Below are 24,520 nucleotides of genomic sequence, written 5' to 3' on the forward strand. Positions count from 1 at the left end.
CTCTTGTAAGGTGAGAAATAGTCACCCTGTGTATCTAAAGTTGCCACAATGAGACATATTATGTCAACTAAATATTTGCTGTTGTTTTAACCCATTTGTTTAGCTGTGTGCAATAAGCTGAGGCGGGGAAATCGCGCCAGTTGTGATACCAGCGCGGCGGAGTATTATACGTTATCAAATAGTGTCTTTACTTTATCTAGGGTCACGTCTATTTCTGATATTTTAGCTGGTGCAATAAAAATAGTATCGTCACCGGCTATGGTACCTAGTACACCATCTGCGGTGCCAAGAGAGTCCAATAATCGCGCGATTAGCTGGGCAGCTCCTGGGCTGGTGCGAATAATGATCATCATTTCATTGTGCATAATGTCTACGACCAGTTGGCGTAGTGGGCTTTTTGCCGTGGGCACGCTCATCTCAGCTGGTAAACAATAAACCATTTCCTGCTTTGCATTACGGGTTCTTACAGCGCCAAACTTGCTAAGCATACGGGAGACTTTACTTTGACTAACATTGTCAAACCCTTGTTGTTTGAGCGCATCAACAATTTCACCTTGAGAGCCAAAGTTTTCTTCTTTTAGAATCGCTTTAAATGCTTTGATAAGTGCTTCTTGTTTTTCTTGCGGCTGCATAGTTTGTCTTCTTTTACGGCTAATTTTTAAATTCTACACAAAACCGTAAGGATCCCCAAATTTGCGCGACCAAAATAGCTGTCGTAAAGCATTGGCGCACAAAGTGTCGCGATCTTTACACTTTTACTTAAGACATTAGTCAAAAAATCTTGAAAATAGCCGTGATATATTTGTGTTTACCTGCGCTTTTCATTATCTTTACTGCACACTCAATTCCACCTTCAAATTATGGAGAATTCACATGAAAGTTGCTGTATTAGGTGCCGCTGGCGGTATCGGTCAAGCTCTATCTTTATTGCTTAAAAATGGTCTACCAGCTGGCTCTGAGTTAGCGCTTTATGACGTTGCACCTGTTGTACCTGGTGTTGCAGTTGACTTATCTCACATCCCAACTGCGGTAACTGTTGCAGGTTATGGTAAAGATGACCTAGACCCAGCACTAGCTGGTGCTGACGTAGTGCTTATCCCTGCTGGTATGCCGCGTAAGCCGGGTATGGACCGTGCTGATCTATTCAATGTAAATGCTGGTATCATCAGAACGCTTGCTGAAGGTATTGTTAAAAACTGCCCTAAAGCACTTGTCGGTATCATTACAAACCCAGTAAATGGCACGGTACCAATCGTTGCTGAAGTATTCAAAAAAGCAGGAACTTATGATCCAGCTCGTGTATTCGGTGTAACAACGCTTGACGTTATCCGCGCTGAAACTTTTATCGCAGAGCTAAAAGGTCTAGATGTTTCTGAAGTTAAGATCCCAGTAATTGGTGGTCACTCAGGTACTACAATTCTGCCTCTTCTTTCTCAAGTTGAAGGTGTTGAGTTTACTGACGAAGAAGTTGCTTCACTTACTACTCGCATTCAAAACGCAGGTACTGAAGTGGTTGAAGCAAAAGCTGGTGGTGGCTCAGCGACATTGTCTATGGGTGCAGCAGCAGCACGTTTCTGTTTCTCGCTAGTGAAAGGCCTGCAAGGTGAAGAAGTGTTAGAATACGCCTATGTTGAAGGTAACACAGGCGATGCTACATTCTTTGCTCAGCCAGTTATCCTTGGCAAAAACGGTGTAGAGAAGTTACTTCCTTACGGTGAGCTAAGTGCGTTTGAGCAAAAAGCAAAAGACGACATGCTAGCGACACTTGAAAAAGACATCAAAGAAGGTGTTGATTTCATGGCGTAAGCCAGACTGATACAAAAAACCAGTCGCTTTTACAGTGACTGGTTTTTTTATGCCTGAGGTTTACCCTCACACTGTTGGGTTTAGTGAAGAATACGAGCTCTTAGCGTACCTTCTACTGCGCTCAGCTCTTTCAACGCAACTTCTGAATGGTCGCTATCGACATCTATGACAACATAACCGATCGACTCGTCTGTTTGCAGATACTGCGCGGCGATGTTGATACCATGCTGAGCAAATGCTTGGTTAATTTGAGTCAGCACACCAGGGCGGTTGACATGCACATGCAGTAAACGGCTTCTGTTCGATAGCTCAGGTAATGATACTTCAGGGAAGTTCACGGCGGTGACTGTTGAGCCATTATCAGAGTATTTTGTGAGCTTGCCAGCTACTTCTACACCGATATTTTCTTGTGCTTCTTGGGTTGAGCCACCAACATGTGGGGTCAGTAGTACATTGTCAAATTCACGCAGTGGTGAGACAAACTCTTCGTTGTTCGACTTAGGCTCTACTGGAAAGACATCTATTGCCGCGCCGGATAGCTTTTTACCCGCTAATGCCTCTGCTAAGGCGTCAATATCAACAACAGTACCACGAGAAGCGTTGATCAGAATTGCACCTTGTTTCATGACTTCGATTTCAGCCATACCGATGAGGTTTTTCGTTTGTGGCGTTTCTGGTACATGTAAACTAACCACATCAGCACGCTGTAATAATTGCGTCAGAGTTGGGAGCTGGGTTGCATTTCCTAGGGTAAGTTTATCCTCAATATCGTAGAACTCGACATTCATGCCGATATTTTCAGCCATAATGCCAAGCTGAGTACCGATATGGCCATAACCAATAATACCCAGTGTTTTTCCGCGAGCTTCGAAGGAGCCATCGGCCGACTTATCCCATTCACCACGGTGTGCTTTGGCATTGCGCTCAGGAATACGGCGAAGTAATAACAAGATTTCACCCAACACCAGCTCTGCAACCGAGCGAGTATTAGAAAATGGCGCATTGAACACAGCGATACCGCGCTGTTTTGCAGCATTTAAATCAACTTGGTTGGTACCGATACAAAAGCACCCAATCGCAACTAGCTTTTCAGCTTGCGCTAACACGGTTTCTGTTAAGTGTGTACGAGAGCGGATCCCGACAAAGTGGGCGTCTTTGATCCGCTCGATAAGCTCAGGCTCCGGTAAGGATGTTTTGACATAGTCTATATTGCTGTAGCCGTTGCGCTTTAGTGTTTCTACCGCACTTTGGTGCACACCTTCTAACAACAAAATTCGAATTTTATCCTTTGATAACGAAACCTTGCTCATCTGTAATCTCACTAGTTGATTTTAGGCCCTTCTTCGGTGCCTGTTATAACAACGTCAGCGCCACGTGAGGCAAATAAGCCATTGGTGACAACGCCAACAATCTGGTTAATTTTTTCTTCAAGCGCTTTTGCTGCGCTAATTTCTAGGCCGTGTACATCTAAAATAACGTTGCCGTTATCTGTAGTGACACCTTGGCGGTACACAGGGTCGCCGCCAAGCTTAAGTAATTCTCTCGCTACATAACTGCGTGCCATCGGGATCACTTCAACTGGCAACGGAAAAGCGCCCAAAGTGTCGACATGTTTGGTGTTATCAACAATACAAACAAACTTTTTAGCGACGGCAGCGACAATTTTTTCACGTGTTAGTGCCGCACCACCGCCTTTTATCATTTCGTTTTGACTGTTAATCTCATCTGCGCCATCGACATATACTGCAAGTTCTGACACATCGTTTAGCTCAAAGACTTCAATGCCAAGTGCTTTTAGTTTTTCCGTCGATGCTTCAGAACTGGAAACCGCCCCCTTGATATTGTCTTTGATGCTTCCTAACGCATCAATAAAGTGGTTAACGGTGGAACCTGTTCCAACCCCAACAATCGTATTTTCTTCTACGTAGTTTAAGGCTGCCCACGCTGCGGCTTTTTTCATTTCATCTTGAGTCATAACGCTACACTTAGTTGTTATTGAAGTTGCACAGAGTATAACTCAATCAAAGTGGTAGCGTCATGGTCAAAAGCAGCGCTAATCGCGCTTAACTTGTTGCACTCTATTATTGTTCCGGCCAGGTATATAAGCGGGTTGGTGTAAGAATAGTTGGCAGTGGTATATCCCAAGCTTCGGTCGGTAAGCTTAAAACGCGCTGACAGTCATGAGCCAGCCCCATCAAGGTTGGCTTATCTCGCTGTTCAGCATAATGTAACGCCAATGTTCTATCATAATATCCACCACCCATACCTAAGCGGTTTCCATGCTCATCAAAAGCGACTAACGGCATCAATAGTAAATCTAACGATGCAAGAGGCGCCACAGTTGAGCAATCTAGCTTAGGCTCCAAGATAGCATAGCGATTTGTCTTCATGGGTGAGTTTTTTTCATACTTCTGAAAGAGTAAGTTAGTGTGGTTAAATGGGTGTATTATAGGTAGGTAAACTTGATGTTTTTTAGACCAAAGTGATTGAATTAAAAGGGATGTGTCTAGTTCTCCATCATTTTGTAAATAGACACCTATACGGGCGTTATTTGGTAGGTTTACATGTTGAAAAAAATTAATATTTAATTGTGTGGCTGCAACAGATTGCTCTATTGAAGATAGCGAGTTTCTACGTTTTCTAATGGTTTTTCTCAACTCACCCCTAGTAAGTTGAGAATTATTAATGCTGTTATTAGATTTACTCATTCTATTGCAAGCAACTCAGGGAAAAATAAGCTGATACCAAGCAAAATAAATAAAATAATCAGCACCGCGAGTAGATAATAAAGCCAAGTTTTTGATTTCGCTGGTGGTGCAGGCTCGTACTCGAGCTCGTCGAACAGATCAGTAGACTCCCAGTCATCTTCTTCTTTATCTGTGGCTTCGTGTTGTTGCGTAGGAGCGAGGCGCTGCTCTATGTCTTCTAAGCGCTCTTCAATTCTGATTAGGCTACTTGTAATGTAGTCAAGCGCTTCAAAAACTCTCTCCTGATCTGGATTTGATACGGCAGCAGAGGAATGAGCGTGCAGCTTGGCAGTGATCCCGACACTGGCTAATAGTTTGATCTGTTTGAGTGCTTTGGTTTTATCACTGGGGGCAAATAAAGCTTTTCCAGCATAAAACTGCTGAATTTTCGATGGCGAGGTTTTTAACCTTTCAGCGAGGGTCGCCGCAGCACTTTGCTGATCTTTACCGTCGGCCATGCCAACGAAGACGACTTTAAACTGCTCGTTCATGGTGCGTGCCTAAGTTGTAAATAGATAGTATTAAGTATATCTAGATTATAGGTAACTGTAGAAAGATAAAAGGAAATTTTTATTATTAGGGCCTGTTGATCTTTCAAGTTTGTTTTTGTAGCAGTTTGATAGGTGTTTATACAAGGTAGAGCCTAAAATAGTGGCCACATTTGCAGCCACTACTTAATGAAGATTAGTAAAGTGCTGACTGCCCCACTTTTGGTAGGGTGTTTTGAATGAAGCGGCGGAGATCTTCATTGGATGCTTCTAAGTCTTCGTGACGTAGGTACATCATATGTCCAGAGCGGTAGCCTTTGAAGGTTAACCTGTCTCGCATCTTCCCGCTAGGATCTAGTTGCCACATATTATATTTAGCATCAAAATAATTAGTCGCGCCATCGTAGTAGCCAGACTGAGTAAGTACATGGAGGTAGGGGTTTTGTGCCATGGCTAATCTGAGCTGCTCACCGACATTATTGTCGCTATTATCCCAAGGATGAACCGTACCAAACATATTGTACTTTACATCTGTTTTATAATTGAGTTCGGTCGCAAAATAGTGATTAATTGCCGGCGTAAATGAGTGCAGCCAAGATGTAAGCTCAGGCCAATAGTCAGGGCGGGATCCTGCATCTCTTTTATCAATACCGAGATAGCGAGAGTCTAGTCTACCTATAGTGCGACCGCGGTCGCGCAATAGCTCTTTCCAAAATGCAGCGGTAGGAATGTCGAGATTATTTTGAGCAACGAAACGCTCATTTAAGCCGCTATATTTTGCAACAGTTTTGATAACACTTTGTTTTTCCTGTTCGCTGATAAATGCCCCTTTGGCGAGTGCAGGGAGGTACTTGTCGATAGTATATGCTTCTACTTCTGTTAGCACCTCAGGCAGGTCTTTACTTTGAAGCTCGGTTGGCAGGGCCTTATGATACCACGCAGCAGCTGCGTAATAGGGTAAACGGTTAGCAACTTTTACTGGGCCTTGACGCTTGATCCCAATGTCGGTTGGAGATACCAGAATAACGCCGTTTAAATATAACCACTGCTTGTTTTGCATAGCGTGTGCGAGTCCTGCAACACGCGTGGTACCATAGCTTTCACCAATTAAATACTTAGGTGATAACATGCGCTCATTACGATGAATGAAGGTATTTAGCCACTCCGCTAAATATTTTATATCGGCGTTGATTCCAAAAAACATTTTTGTTTGTTCTGGTTTACTTGGGTATTTACCTTCAGCATTTTTAAGAACCCGGGAATAGCCAGTATTGACTGGATTGACATATACAATGTCTGCGACATCTAAAACAGAATATGGATTATCTTTTAAACCGTACGGTTGTTGCGGATAACCTTCGTCATCTATTTTTAATACTCTTGGTCCAGTATAAGCGATGTGCATCCATACAGACGCAGAGCCAGGACCACCGTTGAAAGAAATTAATAGTGGGCGTTCGCTTACTTCTTTTATATTTTTACGCTGGTAATAGGTGTAATGCAGCGTGGCAATTGCTTCACCTTTTTCATTCCACACCGGTTGCGTCCCCGTTGTTGCCGTATAGTTTATACGCTTGCCTTTGATTTCAACGCGGTGTTCTGTTGTGATTTTATGATCTATCTCAATGGTGCGGTTGTGTTGTTCAGCTATGCTAGGCAATGAAAACAAAGCACAACTTAAAAACACAAATGACAGTATTTTGTTCATGGCTTCCTCAGTAAAACGGTAAGGTATTGCGGCATTAAAAAAGTATTTTAGGTGAAATTCAAAGTCATTGAGACAAACAGAGTAAAAAAACAGCTAGTTGGAAGATAACTGTTCTCAACTCATTTATTATTATGTAACAAATTTGTCTGCTGCTGGTTTTTTTTAGTTCTGGATTCGCGTATATTTAATACTTAATTATGTAGTAATAAAGTATTTAGCCTCGTTAAATTCTTGTTTCACTGCGCTTCTCGTTGTACTTAAGAGATCTCAATCCATGCAAAGAATTTTAATTGTTGAAGACAGTAAGGTCGTACAGCAGGTATTGCGACACCTTGCCGCTCAATATCTTGATGTCGCAATTGATTTTGCTTGGTCACTCAAGGAAAGTAAGGCCTTTTTGAGCCAGCATGAATATACACTGGCGCTGGTAGATTTAACGCTGCCCGATGCGATGGACGCAGAAGTTGTGCAGCTCACGCTCAGTCATCAGATCCCAACGGTGGTGCTTACATCAAAAATCGATGAATATAGCCGCCAGCAAATGCTTGAGATGGGAGTGGTGGATTATGTCATCAAAGATAACCGCGATTCTTATCTATACGCAGTCAAGCTTGCATCTCGCCTGTTAAGAAACCAAGGGTGTAAAGCGCTAATTGCTGATGACTCAGTGATTAGTCGCGTAGTTATGAAGCAGATGTTAGAAAAGCAGCTTTTTACTGTACTAGAAGCACAAGATGGTGCTGAAGCATTGGAAATGCTGCTTGGAGATCACGATATTAAGTTACTACTTACTGACTTTGCGATGCCAACAATGGACGGCTTTGAGTTGGTAAAGTCGGTGCGAAATAGTCGCGGTCGAGATGAACTTGCCATTATTGGTTTATCTGGGGCAGGCAGTCATGGGCTGTCGGCAAAGTTTATCAAATACGGTGCAAATGACTTTTTGGCGAAACCATTTATGAGTGAGGAGTTCCATTGTCGAATTATGCAAACAATGGAGCAGCTTAATTTGATTGCGGAAATCAAAGAGTATGCGCACAGAGACTATCTGACAGGGTTGTACAATCGCCGATACTTTTGCCAACACGCTGAGCGCCTAATAAAAAATAAACCCAACCAGCATATTCTTGCTTTACTCGACCTCGATCACTTTAAGTCGATTAATGACCAATATGGCCATGAAAGTGGCGATGAAGTACTTAAACAGGTCGCTGACTTATTACGCAGTGCTTTTGGGCATTACATAGTCGCTCGAATTGGCGGTGAAGAGTTTGCGCTATTGATCCCAAGCTCAGATCTTAATCGAGCAAAGCAAATGTTAGAAGATTTCCGAGAGCGTTTAGCTAAACAAGCGTTTACGATTGTGCAGGGGAAATACCGATGCACTATCAGTATAGGTATGGCGGCGTGTCAATCAAATACGCTGAGTGAGGTGATGCGTAAAGCCGATAAAGCGCTATATCAAGCTAAAGATAAGCAGCGAAATTGTGTTATTGCGCATTAATATTGCTTTAGTATAGAGTTTTGCACCAACCCAGTTCAGACTTAATAACAATGCACCTAGATGGTGCATTTTTTATGCGTAAAAAGTGCGGTTCAGTATTAATTCATTGTTAATTAAGGAATAAAAAATTTGGCATAAAGGTTGGATTACAGCATGTAACAGGATCAACTGTCCTAAGGGGACTTAGTATGAAAATGATAAGTGCAATAATAAAACCATTTAAACTCGACGAAGTGCGCGAAGCGTTGGCCGACTTGGGGATTGAAGGGATGACGGTTGTTGATGTCAAAGGCTTTGGACGTCAACGTGGTCACACCGAGTTATATCGTGGTGCTGAGTATCAGGTCGATTTTATACCGAAAATAAAAATAGAAATTGCGACCTTGGCTGAAAATGCAGAGCGAGTAGTAGAGACAGTAACAAAGGCAGCTTTCACTGGCAAAATTGGTGATGGAAAAATCTTTGTATATGACTTAGACCAAATCGTTCGGATCCGTACCGGCGAACTTGATGAAGAAGCGATTTAAGGGGATCCTAACGATGGAAAATACAATCATAGAACTCAAATTCTCATTAAATACTTTTTATTTTTTGATATCGGGAGTGCTGGTGATGTGGATGGCAGCTGGTTTTGCCATGCTAGAAGCCGGACTTGTTCGTTCCAAAAACACCACTGAGATACTCACCAAAAACGTCGCGCTTTACGCGATAGCTTGTACTATGTATCTGCTTATTGGTTACAACATCATGTATGTTGATAATGCTGAGGGCGGTGTCCTGCCAAGCATTGGCGCGCTAATTGGAAACGCCGCTGCTGATGCGGATCATGCGTTGCAGTCTGACTTTTTCTTTCAAGTTGTCTTTGTGGCTACTGCGATGTCTATTGTGTCTGGAGCGGTAGCTGAGCGAATGAAATTGTGGGCATTTTTAGCATTTTGTGTTGTGCTTACCGGTTTTATTTATCCTCTTGAAGGGTATTGGACTTGGGGCGGAGGATTTTTATCTGAGCTTGGGTTTGTGGATTTTGCAGGCTCTGCCATTGTGCATGGCGCTGGTGCCGCTGCGGCGTTAGCCGGAGTATTATTACTCGGTGCACGCAAGGGTAAGTATGGTAAAAATGGCGAGATTTACCCTATTCCTGGCTCAAATATGCCGCTAGCCACACTTGGCACGTTTATTTTATGGATGGGGTGGTTTGGCTTTAACGGTGGCTCACAATTATTTTTGGCAGATAAGGAAAATGCCATCGCAGTAAGTCAAATTATGCTCAATACCAATGCCGCAGCCGCTGCGGGTGCGGTGGCGGCTTTATTAGTATGTAAAATGATGTGGGGTAAAGCTGATTTAACAATGGTGCTAAACGGTGCATTAGCTGGCTTAGTAACGATTACCGCAGAGCCTGCTTCACCGACACCGATACTGGCTCTTATCCTTGGTGCGCTTGGCGGAGCACTTGTGGTGTTTAGTATTATTGCGCTAGATAAGGCTAAAATTGATGACCCTGTTGGAGCAATTTCAGTGCACGGTGTTTGTGGTGCATTAGGAGTGATGATGGTGCCATTTTCAAACTCAGACGCTACATTTCAAGGTCAAGCGGTTGGGCTTGTGACGATTCTTGGCTTTGTGTTTATCACATCCTACATTGTGTGGAGTGTACTTAAGGCAAGTATGGGGATCCGAGTTGGTGAAGAGGAAGAACTGAGCGGAATGGATCAACATGACTGCGGCGTAGATGCCTACCCAGAGTTCGTGACAGTTCGCGGACAGTAATACTTATTGGCTCTAGGTCAATATGTGAGGAGTGGTTTATCTTACGTTTACAACGGTTTGCTTGATATAGGACAAAGCCAGTGAGCAGATAAGCCGCTCTTAGAGTTCTCGTTGTCTAAATAAAGTGAGTCCAGTGGGTTCACTTTTCTTATTCACCGTGATTGTGCTTTCAGCAGTTGTTAATTTAGGTTACTCTACTATCTTGCAATTCACTTTTCAGTTTTATTTGGGTCATGACGGACAAAAAGAAAACAACACCTACCAAAAAATCAAACGTCAAAGCGAGCACTTCACGTAAAAAAAAGACCCAACCTGCTAGCACTAAGATGCAAAAAGTTAAGCGTAAAATATTAAGCGCGACATGGTCTTTTGTGTGGAAAGGCACTGTAGCGATGATATTTGTCGTGGCAATGTATGTTATCTATCTAGATGCAAAAATAAGCAGGCAATTTGAAGGAAATAAATGGGAACTGCCGGTTCAAGTGTATGCCAGAGCAATGCAGTTTTTTCCTGATCAATACTTGAATGAAAAAGAGGTATTATGGGAGTTAAAACGGCTTAACTACTCCCGTGTAAATCGTATTAGCCGTACCGGTCAATATACGGTACAAGGTCGCACTATCACCATTCACCGTCGAGCATTTGAATTTTATGATGGGCCTGAAAATGCGCGTATTTTTACGCTAAATTTTGCTAGTAAAAAGCTTGCAAGTATTGTTGATAATCAGGGGCGACGTTTATCCGCTGCTCGCCTTGAGCCTGTGCAAATAGCACGTATTGGTAACGAAACTCGCCAAGATAGAGAGTTTGTACCTTTTGATAAGTTTCCCAATATTCTCAAAGAAACATTGTTAGTGGTGGAAGATAGAAACTTTTATGACCATCACGGCGTTTCTGTGCTGTCGATTTTGCGTGCGCTTTATACCAATATAAAAGCTGGCCGTACGGTGCAAGGTGGAAGTACGTTAACTCAGCAATTGGCAAAAAACTTTTATCTTACTCGCGAGCGTACACTCATTCGTAAAGTGAATGAGGCATTTATCGCGTTAATTTTGGACTTCCGCTACAGTAAGGATGAAATTCTGGAAGCCTATTTAAATGAAGTGTTTTTAGGCCAAGCGTATAACCAAGGCGTGCATGGCATGGGGTTAGCGGCAGAGTTTTATTTTGCAAAGCCCGTCGATGAATTAGAGTTCGACCAGATTGCAATGCTCATTGCAATGGTCAAAGGCCCTTCTTTTTATAACCCCAGACGTTACCCTGAGCGGGTGATGGAAAGACGCGACCTAGTGTTACGATTAATGGTAGAAAATGGCTTAATTACGACGCCTGAATATCGCGTAGCATTGGCGCGACCGATTGATGTTGAGCCTTTAAAAGCCAGTCGTTTACAGTCGTATCCTGGGTATTTAGAGTTGGTTAACCGCGAGCTGAAGCAGCTAGTTCCTGATGATAGCCTGATTGACTCCGGGCTGAGAATATTCACGTATCTAGATTTGCAAAAACAAACAGCGATGGAGGAAGCGGTCAAAAAGGGTTTACCGTATTTAGAACGCCGTTTTAAAACTGAAGATCTAGAGACCGCAATGTTATCTGTTAACGTTGAAAAGGCTGGCGTGTCAGCACTAGTTGCCGGTAGGCAATTAAAGTTTTCAGGGTTTAATCGGGTGTTGGATACAGAGCGAAACATAGGCTCATTAGTAAAACCTGCTATTTATTTGAGTGCATTATCTAATCCAAATTATCACTTAGGTATGCTATTGGATGATAACCCGCTGGAAGTGACTGATGGCTCAGGTAAAGTGTGGTCGCCAGAAAACTTTGACCACAAATTTAGAGGCAAAGTCCCTATGTTTGATGCTTTTAGTAATAGTATTAATATTCCTGCTGTGAACTTAGGCTTGGATGTCGGAGTAAACCGCGTAGCACAAACATTAAATGAGCTTGGGGTCGATAAGTCTATCACGCTTTATCCATCGTTACTGTTAGGGGCATTGGAATTATCTAGCTTAGATGTGGCACAAGCCTATACAACGATTGCGGCTGATGGCAAACATAGTGAATTAACAAGTGTTATGGCAATCACGGATTCAATCGGTAAATTGCTTTACGACCATAGAGTGAAAAAACAGCAAATATTAGACCCAGAAGCTGTGTATATGACGAAGTACGGACTAAAAAGGGTGACGAAGAAGGGAACAGCTAAGCGTTTAAACTTACATTTCCCTTCTATCCAGCTAGCAGGTAAAACAGGGACGAGTAATGATTTACGCGATAGTTGGTTTGCAGGGTTTGACCAAAATACAGTGACAGTGACTTGGATAGGAAGAGATGATAATAAACCAACGGGGCTGACAGGAAGTCAAGGTGCACTCGAACTTTACATTCGTTACCTCAAACCACTTAACCCTCAAGCTATTGTGGATGAACGCCCTGATTCAATCCGTTGGGCATTCATTAACCCTAAAACAGGTAAACAATCACCTCCTAGTTGTGGCCCTGTTGTGCAGTTGCCTATTCGATCGAGTATGTTTGAGCCAAGACCTAGGTGCTAATCCTAACCTTTGTTTAATATACTGAGTCTATAGATAATCTATAAGTCAACAAAGCGATTGGTTTAATACAAGCCAATCGCTTCTGCTTTACTCCCACATATTGAGTAATGATTACGGCAAAATGCTATTACGTTCTAAATTTGTCAATTTCCCTATTTAGGGTTTGCGATAGGGTACCGAGTTTTTTAGCGTCAGCTTGTGTTGCTCTAGCCGAACCTAATGTGTGCTGCGCTAAATTGTTGATATCTTGAGAGCCACTGAGTGCATGTTCGGTTGCCTGTGTTTGCTGCTGAACAAGTTGACTAATGAGTTTTCCTTGCTCGTCAATATCACGCATACTTTGCTCTGCGTGCTGTAACACATTATTTGTCTCATTGGCAGCGGTGACGCTCTGTGCCATATTCTCTTCACTGCTGCGCATTTTATTTTGGGTATCTTTAGAGGCCGCTTGCAAGGACTGGATTATATTGTGTATTTCTTCAGTCTGCTGCTGAGTTCTTTGCGCTAGGGTACGGACTTCATCTGCAACTACCGCAAACCCGCGACCTTGTTCACCAGCTCGTGCGGCTTCTATTGCAGCATTTAGCGCCAGTAAATTAGTCTGCTCTGCAATTTCTCTAATCGCAGAACTTACTTGACTGATATTTTGCGTATCTTCGGCAAGCTTATCTAATGATGCCCGGCTTTGTTGAAACTCTGCCTGTAATTCTGTCATTTGTCCCGCAAGCGCTGTGGTATTGATACTACTTTGCTTGACGTGCTGAGCGGCAACTGATGCCAATTCAGTTGCATTAAATGCAGCATCTTCCACTGAGCGTGCGGACTGTGCCATATTTTCAAGTGAGTGATGAATCGATTGGATCTTACTCTCTTGCTGCGCCACATCTTTTTCGGTGTCTTGGCTTATTTGATTGAGTGTCTTTGTTGCTTGTTGTAGTTCGTTGCTCGTGAGCTTGACGTTACCAAGTAGCGATATAAAAGCGTCTAAAACCGCGTTAAATTGATCAATAATTTGGCTTAACTCATCAGAGCCTGTCGCCTTAGCTTTAACACTCAACTCTCCACTCGCTGCACTTTGTGCCGCTTTTGAGAAAGTGGTAATGGTTCCGATGACAGATAAGTAAAAACCAATCATAAGATAAATAGCCAGCAATAGGGCAAGGATAGATGCAATCGCTACGGTGTTTCTGATCCATTGTTGTTGACTCTGCTTTTCAGCAACTAATGCTGCCAACGTCGGTGTGGCTATGTTCACAAACTGCTTAATAGTTTGACTGGCTTGCTGATAATGTCGATTGAATTGCGATTGTGATAGCGCTAACTCGTCTGGATCAAGTAGCCCTGTTTTAACTGCACTTTGATAGTTTGACAAGCTAGCATTGAGATCTGCCATAGATTGGCTTAATTGCTTTTTTAGTTGTTTATTATGATTCATTGCGATGTTGAGCGTTCCTGAAAATTGCTTCATTACCGCAGGCAAGCCTTTATGTAAGTTGGATAGTGCGATAAAACTGTCAGGGGTAAAGCTTCCTTTGCTGATCACGCGTCGTGCTTGTACTTCAATTTGATTAATTTGTGCGATTAACAGAGGGGTAGACTCTACCAATGTGCGATTGAGATAATTACGCCCAAGATCATCGTCAACCGCGAGCTGAGAGGCAATTGAAAGCTGCTCAAGTGCACTGGCATTTGGCGCGCTGAGCGAAGGCAATTTGGCTTGTTTGAGTAGGCTGGTGTTATTCGCACTATCACCATCTAGAATATTTTCTAGCATTTGAGGGTAGAATGTGAGTCCTTGCCGCTGCATATCACTGACGGAAATCGAGTGATTGAGCACACCATTGAGAAAAAACAAGCTGAGGCTTAAAGGTAATAACAACAGGCCAAAAACAACTGCCATTTTGGTTTTATATTGCAAACTTGCCATCAAGCGAGTTGCAGGGTTAACTATGGTATTGAATCCAGCCATCACTTCCTCTGTATGAATAGTCTATTTCAAAGATACGGTACAAGTAGACCGAATCTTTTCAAAAGTTTATTCAAAGGGTAGCTGAAAAAACAAAAAAAGCCCTGAGCGGGCTTTTTAAATGATTAATTTTATTTATAGTTTGGCAAATGCACGCTTTGCTGCACCAATAGTTTTGGCAATTTCTTCATCAGAGTGCATCGTACTCACAAAACCAGCCTCAAATGCTGATGGAGCTAAATAAACACCCTCATCAAGCATTAAGTGGAAGAATTTTTTGAAACGTGCTAAATCGCATTCTGTTGCTTGTTGGTAACTTGTTACTTTCTCAGCTTCAGTAAAGAAGAAACCAAACATGCCACCGGCATAGTTTGTGGTGAGTGCAATACCAACCTCATCAGCGGCGGCTTGGAAGCCTTCACACAATGCTTTACTTTTTGCTTCCAGTTCTTCGTGTAAGCCTTGCTCTGAAAGTAGCTCTAGTGCTTTTAAGCCGGCAGCCATAGCGATTGGGTTGCCAGATAACGTCCCTGCTTGATAAACCGGGCCCACTGGAGCGATGTAGTCCATGATTTCTTTTTTACCACCAAACGCACCGACAGGCATACCACCGCCGATCACTTTGCCTAAACAGGTAAGATCAGGCTGGATGTTGTAGTACTGCTGAGCCCCGCCTAGTGCAACCCGAAAACCGGTCATAACTTCATCAAAAATAAGGACACTTTGATTGTCAGTACAGATTTCGCGTAGCCCCTCTAAAAAGCCTTCAACAGGAGGAATACAGTTCATGTTACCTGCGACAGGCTCAATGATCACACAAGCGATTTGGTCTTTGTACTGGTCAAAAATAGCTTTTACTTCGTCTAGGTTATTGAATGAAACCGTTAACGTGTGTTTGGCAAAATCAGCCGGAATACCCGGTGAGTTAGGTACACCCATAGTCAGTGCGCCAGAGCCAGCTTTTACCAGTAGAGAGTCGGCATGACCATGATAACAACCTTCAAACTTCAAAATCTTGTCACGGCCAGTGTAGCCACGAGCAAGGCGGATAGCACTCATTGTTGCCTCAGTACCAGAGCTTACCATACGCACTTTTTCAATGGAGGGAACCAACGCTTTTACTTTTTCCGCCATTAAAATTTCAGTTTCAGTCGGAGCACCGTAAGATAAGCCATTTTCAACGGCATCAAGCACTGCTTGCTTAATTTCGGGGTGATTATGACCCAAGATCATCGGACCCCAAGAGCCTACATAATCAATGTATTGTTTACCATCGGCATCATAAGTGTGAACGCCTTGTGCTTTGGTGATAAATAGTGGTGTGCCACCAACGCCATTAAATGCGCGAACTGGAGAGTTTACGCCACCTGGAATTGAGTCGAGGGCACGTTCGAATAAATCTTGACTGATTGTCATTGTCGATCCTTTTTAGCTTTCACGTTTGCGGCTAAACCAAGGTACATCCACCTCGTATTTTTCCACTTGGTTTTCAACACCTAGCGTTAAGGCAAAAAGTGCCATACGGATCAATACACCATTTTGTACTTGGCGGAAGATAGCTAGGTTGTCATTATTATTTAGGTCATTATCAAGTTCATTTGCATCACTGCGGCTATCTCGTGGCAGTGGGTGCATTAAAACGGAGCTTGGTTTACAGTGTGCGTCATAAATTGCCTGGCTTATTCTAAAGCCGCCACGGTATTTATTTGCCTCTTCTTGAGAAGGGAAGCGTTCTTCTTGAATGCGAGTTTGATAAACAATATCAGCAGCTAGATTGCCTTCCATTTTTGATACCAGTTCAACCTTATGCCCAGCATTATCAACCACATCTAAAATTGATTGTGGCATTTGTAAGCCGTCAGGGGCAACCATGGTAAAACGGATATCTTTGTAATGGCTGAGCAGCTTTGATAACGAGTGCACGGTGCGGCCATATTTTAAGTCACCGACTAAGGCGATGTGCATACCATCAATTCCTGCACCAAATCGGCCAAGCTCGCGATCAATGGTGAGCAAATCTAAAAGCGCTTGTGTTGGGTGTTCATTTGGACCATCGCCACCGTTGATAACGGGTACATCCGATCCTGTTGCAAATTCAGCGACTGAGCCGGCATCAGGGTGACGCATCGCGACAGCATCAGCATAAGCCGAGATCACGCGGGCAGTATCATATAAAGATTCACCCTTGGCTAATGCTGAGCTTTGCATACCTGTGGTTTCGCGAACCAAACCACCTAGCAAGTTGAACGCAGTACCAAAACTCACACGTGTTCTGGTACTTGGTTCAAAGAATAAATTTGCCAAAATCGCGCCATCAAGTACCTGAGTGCGTTTTTGCTTTTTAGCATAGGGTTCCATTTTTTTAGCAATGGAGAAGATGTGTTCAATAGAATCTCTGTCTAGTTGATTGACAGAAAGAATGTTTTCACCTTGGAAACTGAACATGTGGCGATTCCTAAAGACAAATTGACTACCGGGTTGCAGGGCGCTCACCCAACCAGATAACACGCAGAATGTGGGCGGTTACTTGGGCGTATATTATACCCAAGTACCCCTCATAATGCACGGCTACAGTGCAGGTTTTAAGACGGCAAGAAAGACGATAGCTAATAGCAGCAGTACAGGAAATTCGTTAAAGTAACGATAAAACTTATCGCTTCTTTGGTTGCGGTCTCGTTTGAAGTCGTTGAGTAACTTAAAGCAATAGCCGTGATAAATGTAAAGTACAGTGACTATGGCGAGTTTGTAGTGCAGCCACATACTGTGTTTAAACCACTCCCTGCCATACTCAATAATGGTCAACACGCCAAATACAGCAGTAAGGATTGCAAACGGAGTGACAAAGTAGAGCAATCGTCTTTCCATTATCTTGAGCATAGAACTACAAGATTTCTCTTCAGTTAAGGCATGGTAAACAAACAAGCGTGGTAGATAAAAAATGCCTGCAAACCAAGCGATCATAAAAAAGATATGTAAGGCTTTATATGTTAACAATAAGCTCATTGTCAGTCCCAAGTAGTAAATTAAGGTAAACAGCCCCTAGAGTAGACTGTTTCTAGTGGTGAGTATGTGACGAATTTGATCCCATCGCAATAACCCAAGTATTTGTTTATTATCCTTTTGGTTATAAATGTATACCGCACCTGAGCGCTTGTCTTTTAATACATCAAAGGCATCGGCAAGTGTTGCTTGGGTACTCAAGCCTTGCAACTCTATGTAAGATACCGATACGCTTTCTTGTGAGATCAGGTTCAAATCGTATTCAGCAAGACGATAACCACTTTGTTCATCGTACACAATCAGCGGAGTTTGGCTGTCGACCGCCGATAGGGTTTCTTTTATTTGCTCTTTGTCGTCTGAATAGAGCAATTTAAAGTTTTCATCCATTTCAGCCACAATCCCTACTTTCTGTAATGCCTCTTTCGCCGGTGAAACTTGATAAGGTAGACCTTGAAAATCTAGCTGTTGGATGAATATTGAACGGTTGCCAAAAACCTGTAACGCGGTTACATAAGCGGTGGTGATCACTAACATTGCAGGCACAATAATTTTGGGATTTGAAGTCAACTCCATTACGGCGGTCAGCGCGGCAAGGGGAGCGTGTAAGGTTGCGGCAAGTAAACCTGCCATACCAAGTACGCCATAAGTGCCAGCGACATCCACACTCGGTGAAATAAATTGGGCAAAAAATGACATTAGAGTGCCCATAATTACGCCAAGTCCAATAACAGGACCAATAATCCCTCCGGGAATACCTAAGCCAATAGCAAATAAAGTAGCCAGAAGTTTGGCAATTAATATCGTAGTGAGTAGCTGTAAATTATGGGGGGACTCTACAGCTTGGGTGATGGCACTCATGCCGGAGCCCATGGCACCTGGAACCGCATAACCGATTAAACCGGCAATTAAACCCGCTAGTAATAATCGAGGAAACATGCTGATCGGTTTAAAGGTTTTAATGATAAGCATGAGGTTTTGATTAAAGGCAAAAGCGACAGCCCCTAGTGCGGCGCCACAGATAATCAGGTAAGGATAGTGCCAAAAACTCAAAGGCGTAATATGAATAAGAGCTAACTCGGAATTGTTTCCAAACACATATTGTGTGCTCATTGCACCAATCACTGAGGCCAACATCACAGGTACAAAAATGTGAATTTTGTACTCTCTTAGCACCACTTCCATAACAAAAATTACAGCCGCAAGTGGCGTATTAAAGGATGCCGCAATACCGGCAGCTACCCCGCAGCCTGCCAATGTTCTTGCTGCATTTAGTGGTAAATGCAAGCGTTCAGATAAGACGCTCGCGGCGGTCGCACCCATATGAACAGATGGCCCTTCACGACCGACTGAAAAGCCACTGATCAAGGCCACTGCACCACCAAAAAATTGGTTAGCAGAGTTCCAAATCGGCATGTGACCGTAATGGTGCTTAATACGGTTGATCACATACGGGATCCCGAGGCGATAATGCTTAAACCCAGTAAGCGCTGCGAAAGTTGCGATGAGTAAGGCTGCTAGTACAGGTAAAAATAGTCTGTGTAACTCTGACAGCTCTGTAAAGTCATCGGGTTTATCGAGAAAAGTGCCCTGGAATAGTTCTATAGTAAGGCGAAATGTGATTATCAGCATGGCTGCGAGTAACCCTGCGGCTGCTCCTAAGAGGCACAGTTGGGCTGAGGTTTTCGGTTTAGCAAGACTTCGTCTCAGTGCATCCAGCGACATAAACGTAATTCCACGATAATTAACATCTTAAGAATACCAAATTTTTGACATTAAATCCTTGTGTTATCCCAAGTTCAGGTTACACATCCTATGTACGCATTCGAAGACTTAAAAGGGTATGACGCTATACTTGATTAAAATACTCAGGTATTAGATAATTTACAAATTACAGGATTAGGGGTCCACATCTATGTCTGAACAGTTACCAATTCAGTTTTCTGATGCAGCAGCAAGCCGTGTAAAAGAGCTAATAGAGGAAGAAGAGAACGTTAACCTTAAATTGCGTGTATATGTTACAGGCGGTGGTTGCTCTGGCTTTCAATATGGGTTTACCTTTGATGAAAAAGTTAACCCTGGTGATTTAGAAATCGTAAAAAATGGCGTTACTATGGTTGTTGATCCGATGAGCATTCAATACCTAATTGATGGCATTGTAGATTACACCGAAGGGTTAGAAGGCGCTCGTTTCTTTGTTAATAACCCAAATGCGACAACGACTTGCGGTTGTGGCGCAAGCTTTAGCGTATAACGGTAATACCTAAAGAAGTCACTTAAAGAGTCATGCTTACATGACTCTTTTTGTTTTTATAGACTCATGACTTGGTGTATAAAAGCCCAGCAATCGACCTCATAAACTTCCCGTCAGATACATCATCAGGACGAAAAAGCCCAGCACAAATGATGAAAATGCTAGGATGTATACAAACCCTTTCTTTCCTCGTTTCAGTGGCACGCCGTTTGAACGCAAAAAGAAATACCATCCAAAACACAGTAAAATTGGCAGCAAAAACAGTAGTCGAATCATTTTGTATCGGCCTCTTTTTTAACCTTTTATTGAATACTAGCTATAAGTTTTTATTTTTTAAAGAAAAATAATTTATTTCAAATACTGGTACATTTTTTAAAAAATTTGTTAAAGTGTTACTGGATATTACTGTGCTTGATGAATTAAGAAAAAGTAAAAAATTAATTAGGTGTTAACTGTTTTTTAGTCTATACCTAATTGGGTACATGGGGACAAAGCCAATTTGTCGATATGTTACAATTTATGGTTCAGTGATATGTGATCGCAACCTTAGCGTTTTAGCAGTCAATAAAAACAATTTACTGAGCAAAGCTTTGTACTGGTTTGATGTTGAGCTGGCGGAGGGTGCCGCGCTTAGCATTAAAGAGTCAACTGTGATATTTGAGCAAACACTAAATGAGACGGGCATATTTCATTTAGGTAATTTAGTCTTTCATCTAGTAGGAGATGTTTAATATGATGGGTAAAACGGTTTCTTCCGAAGAAAACGGCAAACTAACTAAGTGGCTTAAATCAAAACGCCATGAGAAGGGTCATACAATGCGTAGCCTTGCTCAAGTGCTAGGTACACCACATTCTTTCATTGGTAAAATTGAAAACCAAGAGCGTCGTTTGGATGTAATCGAGTTTTTACGTTATTGCGAAGCGCTTGAAGTTGACCCTTACGAGGGATTGCAGCTAATTAAAGAAGAGCAATAAGCGCTACGCTAGCAAAATGAAAAGGTGCAAGGAACTGCACCTCTAGCGCTTGTTAGTGTGATATGCACGTTCAATTGCATAAAGTTTGTGTCTAATGAGATATAAGAACAACAAGGATGGTAGTACCATTAGTGCTGTTAGCGCGAAAAAGACCGCCCAATTTCCTCCAAGTAAATCATCTATTACAAAACCACTATAACCCGATAGCATGGTACGTCCTAGACTCCCAAGAGAGGCGAGTAGCGCATAGTGAGTAGCGCTGAAAGCTCTATCGCAAAGCATCGAAATGAATGCAACCATGGCCACGAGCGACCAAGCTTGTGTAAATCCATCAATAATAATAGCCATCAAATATAAGTGCTCTTGTGGACCTGCTACTGCAATCCAAGAGAACATCAAGTTAGACGCTGCCATGGCAACACCACTGATAAATAGGCCCTTGACGATGCCATATTTGTGATTAAATATGCTGCCTAAAAAAGCAAATATGATAGTAATAACACCTGTTCCGAGCTTAGAGTACTGACCTATTTGGGTGTTAGTGAAGCCGATTTCTTTGTAAAAGACGATAGACATTCGAGCCAAAAATGCTTCACCAATCTTAAACATAAAAATAAAAGCAAGCAGTGCACACGCTGTTTTCACTCCATTTTTCTCGAAAAAGCGCTTAAATGGTTCGACTAAGGTTACAGCTAACCACGCTACCACCTTGGTATAGACAGAAGGTGAGCTGGCGAGTGTCAGCTTCTGCTCATAGCTTTGCTGTAACTGCGCTTGGACCTGATCTCGATGAGACTCAGGCTCTTTGGCTAAGAGTGTGATGATAAATAGACAGCAAACAACAGCACTTAAGATTTGGTAAATAATAGGCCAGCTGAATCCGGGCAAGTCGGCGATAAAAAATGGAATTGCTCCTAATAAAGCATAACCCGACCACCATCCTGACGTTGCCATCGCGGCGGCAGCGGTTGCTTTCTCGCTCTCGTTCTCGGGCAAAATATCAATACGATAAGCATCTATTGCAATATCTTGTGTTGCTGAGAAAAACGCAATAATGAAGCACAATAATGCGGCATGTGAAAGGTGTTCCGTGATCGACACACTTGCCAGTGCAAAGGTGGCAACAATAACAATAACTTGGCAGCTAGCTATCCAGCTGCGTCTCTGACCTAACCAAGTGTGCAACAGCGGTATTTTGATTCTGTCGACGAGTGGAGACCAAAGAAAATTAATGGTGTATGCACCATAAACCAGACCAAAAAGACCTATGGTGCTTCGGCTCAAACCTTCGTCTTTGAGCCAAGCTGACATCACCGAGCCAATTAATACCCAAGGAAAACCACTACTTATTCCAAAGGCAAAAATGGTAAGTAGGCGTTTATCCTTGTAGTAACTGAGGTACTGTGAAAAGCTAGATGATACCAACATAACGAAGATTTACTCAGGTTGCTTTAGTACGTCGATGGACAGGATCACAACAGGCTCTTTGGGAATAAAGGTATAGCCAAGTTTTTCATTGTAATCCGTTTCCACTTGCATGATAGCATCCAGTGTTTCATAGCCTTCCATTACATTTCCAAACACAGCAAAACCCCAGCCTCGACCCGGATTTAAATGGTCATTGTCAGCCATGTTAAAGAAAAACTGTCGAGTACCAGAATGTGGTTTACTATCTTGATAAGCCATTGCAATGGTGTACATATCATTTTTCAAACCATTACCACTTTCATTAAAAATGGCCTCTCGCTCAAACATACCATCGTATTCTTTGTCGTAGCCTCCACCTTGAATGACGAAGTCTCTTTCGTTGGCTTCATCGCGCTCAACACGATGAAAAACAGAGCCATTGTAGTCTTTATTAATCACATAAGTGAGGAAGTTGTTGACCGTGATAGGTGCTCTTGAGCGATCTAGTTCAACGATAATGGGGCCTTTGGTGGTATTGATTTGCACCCGTGGGAATAGATTGTTTTTTTGCACAAACTTGCCGTTCATATCGGCAAAGGCGCAGACACTAAATAGTAAGATAGTTAAACTTAAGATTATTTTTTTCATTAACGTCCTCTCACAAACTGGATAAATTCTGGGTCTTGAACGATGCGGGCAACGACTTGTTGAGCTAGGTTATTAAGCTGTTCTTCCACTTTGGCTTGATCATGCTTTAGCGGCCCCGATAAGCTCGCGCTCCCCTTATACTGCTTTTCAAAGCTTCTAGTGCCTTGCGTAACTTGTATCGTTACATTGGTTTGAGCGTCACTTTGGTGCTGTGACAGGGTTTCTGCGATAATTGCTTTAAAGCGGTTGATGTTCACCACAACTTTGGTTGGTGCTATAGGTGTAACTTGTGCGCCATGCGCTGCAAGCGCTTGTGTCATCACATGATTAAGGTTGACTGGCAAGTTTGCATCCGGCATGTACAGCGCCGGTTCCTGATCTTTCACGCGAATAGTGTATTTAGTCGTGCGCAAGTCATTGACTTGTAATGCCATGTTGGTATTCAAAGCATTCGAAGATGGACCTTGATACTGCGGGTGCAAAATTACGCTGCGAGGTGTACTACTACACCCAGCTAAAAGAAAAGAGAGCACAGCAATTAACAATATAACACGCATTTATTTAGCTCCTTTTAGTTGCACTTAATACAGTGAACTTTTTGTTGTTCCCGAGTGTTTTACAATTTCCGAACAGGCGTTTCAGTTTATCGTCATATTCAAGGTGGCGGTTGCCAATTATTCTCAACTCTCCACCGTGACGAAGTGCGGCCTTTGCCTGCATAAACATTTGCCAAGCGATATGGTCGGTTATTGCATTTGCTTGATGAAATGGCGGATTACACAGTATCAGATCAGCCCCTTCATTTTCAAAACCAGTCAAGCAATCATTTTGTATAAAACGACAGTCTTTGACTCGTTCTGGCAAATTGTGACTAATATTTTGCTGCGCACTATGTACAGCCATTGCAGATTCATCAATAAAAGTCACAGTGGCATTAGGCATTTTCGCTAACGTCATTAATCCAATTACCCCATTACCACATCCCAAGTCGATAACCTTGAGAGGCTTTTTCCCCATAGGTAAATAATTGATAAAAAATCGAGCGCCAATATCCAAAGAGTCTCTTGAAAATACATTGGCCTCATTAGACAGTACGAAGTCTGTTTTTTCCAAAGGCCAGGACACAGGAAATTTACTATCAATCGCTTTGGCTGACGTCTTGCTGAATATTAGGCGTGACTTTTTAACTGCTAAGCTTGTGGTAGGCTCGGTTAGAAAGTGAGTAAAGCTTTTTAGTGTTGAGGTGTGGATTTCTTTCGCTTTGCCTGCCGCAATCACCGGAATATCAGCGTCAAGTTTACTCAGCTTCGCCAATTGTGACTGTAATAAGCCAGCGTTTTTCGGCAGCTTAAGCACAACCAAATCAATATCTTCAGGGTATGTGTCCATACTACTGAGTACCTCAACTTGGGCGTGCTCCAGTTCATTGACTTCTAGGTTGTGTTGGTAAGCTAAGGTACTGACAAAAGAATCAGTCACTAGGGTGCAATGTTTGTCGGCAAGTGCGCAACATAATGCCCCGAATGCGTCATTAATGATTAAGATACGATTTGCGTCAATGTGGTGTTCAAAGACATAATCTAACAGGTATTCGTCGGCTGAATCCCAAGCTTGTAAGCTACGATTTTTTTGATCGAGTGGAAACCTATGTAGCGTAAATGGTTTTCCGGCTAGAGTTGCATCAGTCGTCATGAG

Annotated in this window: 22 protein-coding genes; 7 read left to right on the top strand and 15 right to left on the bottom strand. The window is 42.7% G+C overall.

Going from position 1 to position 24,520, the window contains the following annotated elements; genetic code table 11:
• Positions 1 to 164: 164 nt before the first annotated feature.
• Positions 165 to 632, bottom strand: a complete 468-nt coding sequence (gene argR / locus F9Y84_RS01410; protein ID WP_125250967.1) for a transcriptional regulator ArgR — start codon at positions 630 to 632, stop codon at positions 165 to 167.
• A gap of 241 nt (positions 633 to 873) precedes the next feature.
• On the opposite strand from argR, the gene mdh reads away from it, so the two are divergent.
• Complete coding sequence (gene mdh, locus F9Y84_RS01415; RefSeq protein WP_147389011.1) at positions 874 to 1,806, top strand: malate dehydrogenase; 933 nt, start codon at positions 874 to 876, stop codon at positions 1,804 to 1,806.
• Positions 1,807 to 1,886: 80 nt separating this feature from the next.
• On the opposite strand, the gene serA is transcribed toward mdh, so the two are convergent.
• The 5 genes from serA to F9Y84_RS01440 form a co-directional block, all read right to left on the bottom strand.
• Positions 1,887 to 3,116: a phosphoglycerate dehydrogenase gene (serA, locus tag F9Y84_RS01420; RefSeq protein WP_125250965.1), complete on the bottom strand. Its 1,230-nt coding sequence runs from the start codon at positions 3,114 to 3,116 to the stop codon at positions 1,887 to 1,889.
• Between the two features lie 11 nt (positions 3,117 to 3,127).
• Positions 3,128 to 3,781 carry a ribose-5-phosphate isomerase RpiA gene (rpiA, locus tag F9Y84_RS01425; RefSeq protein WP_125250964.1) on the bottom strand — a complete coding sequence of 218 codons (654 nt, stop codon included), beginning with the start codon at positions 3,779 to 3,781 and terminating at the stop codon, positions 3,128 to 3,130.
• Between the two features lie 106 nt (positions 3,782 to 3,887).
• Entirely contained in the window at positions 3,888 to 4,514 is a 627-nt protein-coding gene (locus tag F9Y84_RS01430; protein ID WP_147389010.1) for a 5-formyltetrahydrofolate cyclo-ligase, read from the bottom strand.
• Positions 4,511 to 5,044: a hypothetical protein gene (locus F9Y84_RS01435; RefSeq protein WP_125250962.1), complete on the bottom strand. Its 534-nt coding sequence runs from the start codon at positions 5,042 to 5,044 to the stop codon at positions 4,511 to 4,513. The genes F9Y84_RS01430 and F9Y84_RS01435 overlap by 4 nt, the downstream gene beginning before the upstream one ends.
• Positions 5,045 to 5,237: 193 nt before the next feature.
• Positions 5,238 to 6,749: a S10 family peptidase gene (locus F9Y84_RS01440; RefSeq protein WP_147389009.1), complete on the bottom strand. Its 1,512-nt coding sequence runs from the start codon at positions 6,747 to 6,749 to the stop codon at positions 5,238 to 5,240.
• 274 nt (positions 6,750 to 7,023) lie between these two features.
• Here F9Y84_RS01440 and F9Y84_RS01445 point away from each other — a divergent pair, with 274 nt between their 5' ends.
• The 4 genes from F9Y84_RS01445 to mrcB all read left to right on the top strand — a co-directional run bounded on the left by F9Y84_RS01445 (position 7,024) and on the right by mrcB (position 12,578).
• Positions 7,024 to 8,253: a GGDEF domain-containing response regulator gene (locus F9Y84_RS01445; RefSeq protein WP_125250960.1), complete on the top strand. Its 1,230-nt coding sequence runs from the start codon at positions 7,024 to 7,026 to the stop codon at positions 8,251 to 8,253.
• A gap of 188 nt (positions 8,254 to 8,441) precedes the next feature.
• Positions 8,442 to 8,780, top strand: coding sequence for a P-II family nitrogen regulator (locus F9Y84_RS01450; RefSeq protein WP_125250959.1), 339 nt, complete (start codon positions 8,442 to 8,444; stop codon positions 8,778 to 8,780).
• A gap of 13 nt (positions 8,781 to 8,793) precedes the next feature.
• On the top strand, positions 8,794 to 10,023 hold the full coding sequence (locus F9Y84_RS01455; protein WP_147389008.1) for an ammonium transporter: 1,230 nt from the start codon (positions 8,794 to 8,796) through the stop codon (positions 10,021 to 10,023).
• Between the two features lie 233 nt (positions 10,024 to 10,256).
• Entirely contained in the window at positions 10,257 to 12,578 is a 2,322-nt protein-coding gene (gene mrcB / locus F9Y84_RS01460) for a penicillin-binding protein 1B (protein WP_147389007.1), read from the top strand.
• Between the two features lie 127 nt (positions 12,579 to 12,705).
• On the opposite strand, the gene F9Y84_RS01465 is transcribed toward mrcB, so the two are convergent.
• The 5 genes from F9Y84_RS01465 to F9Y84_RS01485 form a co-directional block, all read right to left on the bottom strand.
• Entirely contained in the window at positions 12,706 to 14,547 is a 1,842-nt protein-coding gene (locus F9Y84_RS01465) for a methyl-accepting chemotaxis protein (RefSeq protein WP_147389006.1), read from the bottom strand.
• 132 nt (positions 14,548 to 14,679) lie between these two features.
• Positions 14,680 to 15,960: a glutamate-1-semialdehyde 2,1-aminomutase gene (gene hemL / locus F9Y84_RS01470; protein ID WP_147389005.1), complete on the bottom strand. Its 1,281-nt coding sequence runs from the start codon at positions 15,958 to 15,960 to the stop codon at positions 14,680 to 14,682.
• 12 nt (positions 15,961 to 15,972) lie between these two features.
• The gene (locus tag F9Y84_RS01475) at positions 15,973 to 16,989 is read right to left on the bottom strand and encodes an aspartate carbamoyltransferase (protein ID WP_125250954.1); all 1,017 of its coding nucleotides are present in this window, start codon (positions 16,987 to 16,989) and stop codon (positions 15,973 to 15,975) included.
• Positions 16,990 to 17,112: 123 nt separating this feature from the next.
• On the bottom strand, positions 17,113 to 17,547 hold the full coding sequence (locus F9Y84_RS01480; RefSeq protein ID WP_128729734.1) for a CopD family protein: 435 nt from the start codon (positions 17,545 to 17,547) through the stop codon (positions 17,113 to 17,115).
• Positions 17,548 to 17,583: 36 nt separating this feature from the next.
• On the bottom strand, positions 17,584 to 19,266 hold the full coding sequence (locus tag F9Y84_RS01485) for a chloride channel protein (protein ID WP_125250952.1): 1,683 nt from the start codon (positions 19,264 to 19,266) through the stop codon (positions 17,584 to 17,586).
• A 190-nt stretch (positions 19,267 to 19,456) separates the two neighbouring features.
• On the opposite strand from F9Y84_RS01485, the gene erpA reads away from it, so the two are divergent.
• Together erpA and F9Y84_RS01495 are read left to right on the top strand one after the other, a co-directional pair.
• On the top strand, positions 19,457 to 19,795 hold the full coding sequence (gene erpA / locus F9Y84_RS01490) for an iron-sulfur cluster insertion protein ErpA (protein WP_088529908.1): 339 nt from the start codon (positions 19,457 to 19,459) through the stop codon (positions 19,793 to 19,795).
• 732 nt (positions 19,796 to 20,527) lie between these two features.
• Complete coding sequence (locus F9Y84_RS01495; RefSeq protein WP_125250951.1) at positions 20,528 to 20,770, top strand: helix-turn-helix domain-containing protein; 243 nt, start codon at positions 20,528 to 20,530, stop codon at positions 20,768 to 20,770.
• A gap of 42 nt (positions 20,771 to 20,812) precedes the next feature.
• Here F9Y84_RS01495 and F9Y84_RS01500 read toward each other — a convergent pair whose 3' ends face one another.
• The 4 genes from F9Y84_RS01500 to F9Y84_RS01515 are packed head-to-tail and all read right to left on the bottom strand — an operon-like array spanning position 20,813 to position 24,517.
• Complete coding sequence (locus tag F9Y84_RS01500) at positions 20,813 to 22,198, bottom strand: AmpG family muropeptide MFS transporter (RefSeq protein WP_147389004.1); 1,386 nt, start codon at positions 22,196 to 22,198, stop codon at positions 20,813 to 20,815.
• A 9-nt stretch (positions 22,199 to 22,207) separates the two neighbouring features.
• Complete coding sequence (locus F9Y84_RS01505; RefSeq protein WP_147389003.1) at positions 22,208 to 22,825, bottom strand: peptidylprolyl isomerase; 618 nt, start codon at positions 22,823 to 22,825, stop codon at positions 22,208 to 22,210.
• A complete protein-coding gene (locus F9Y84_RS01510) occupies positions 22,825 to 23,382 on the bottom strand; it encodes a YajG family lipoprotein (RefSeq protein WP_125250948.1) in 558 nt (185 codons plus the stop codon). The genes F9Y84_RS01505 and F9Y84_RS01510 overlap by 1 nt, the downstream gene beginning before the upstream one ends.
• 4 nt (positions 23,383 to 23,386) lie before the next feature.
• Entirely contained in the window at positions 23,387 to 24,517 is a 1,131-nt protein-coding gene (locus tag F9Y84_RS01515) for a methyltransferase (RefSeq protein ID WP_147389002.1), read from the bottom strand.
• Between the last annotated feature and the right edge of the window lie 3 nt (positions 24,518 to 24,520).

Source organism: Pseudoalteromonas peptidolytica, assembly GCF_012641745.1.
GTDB lineage: Bacteria > Pseudomonadota > Gammaproteobacteria > Enterobacterales > Alteromonadaceae > Pseudoalteromonas > Pseudoalteromonas peptidolytica.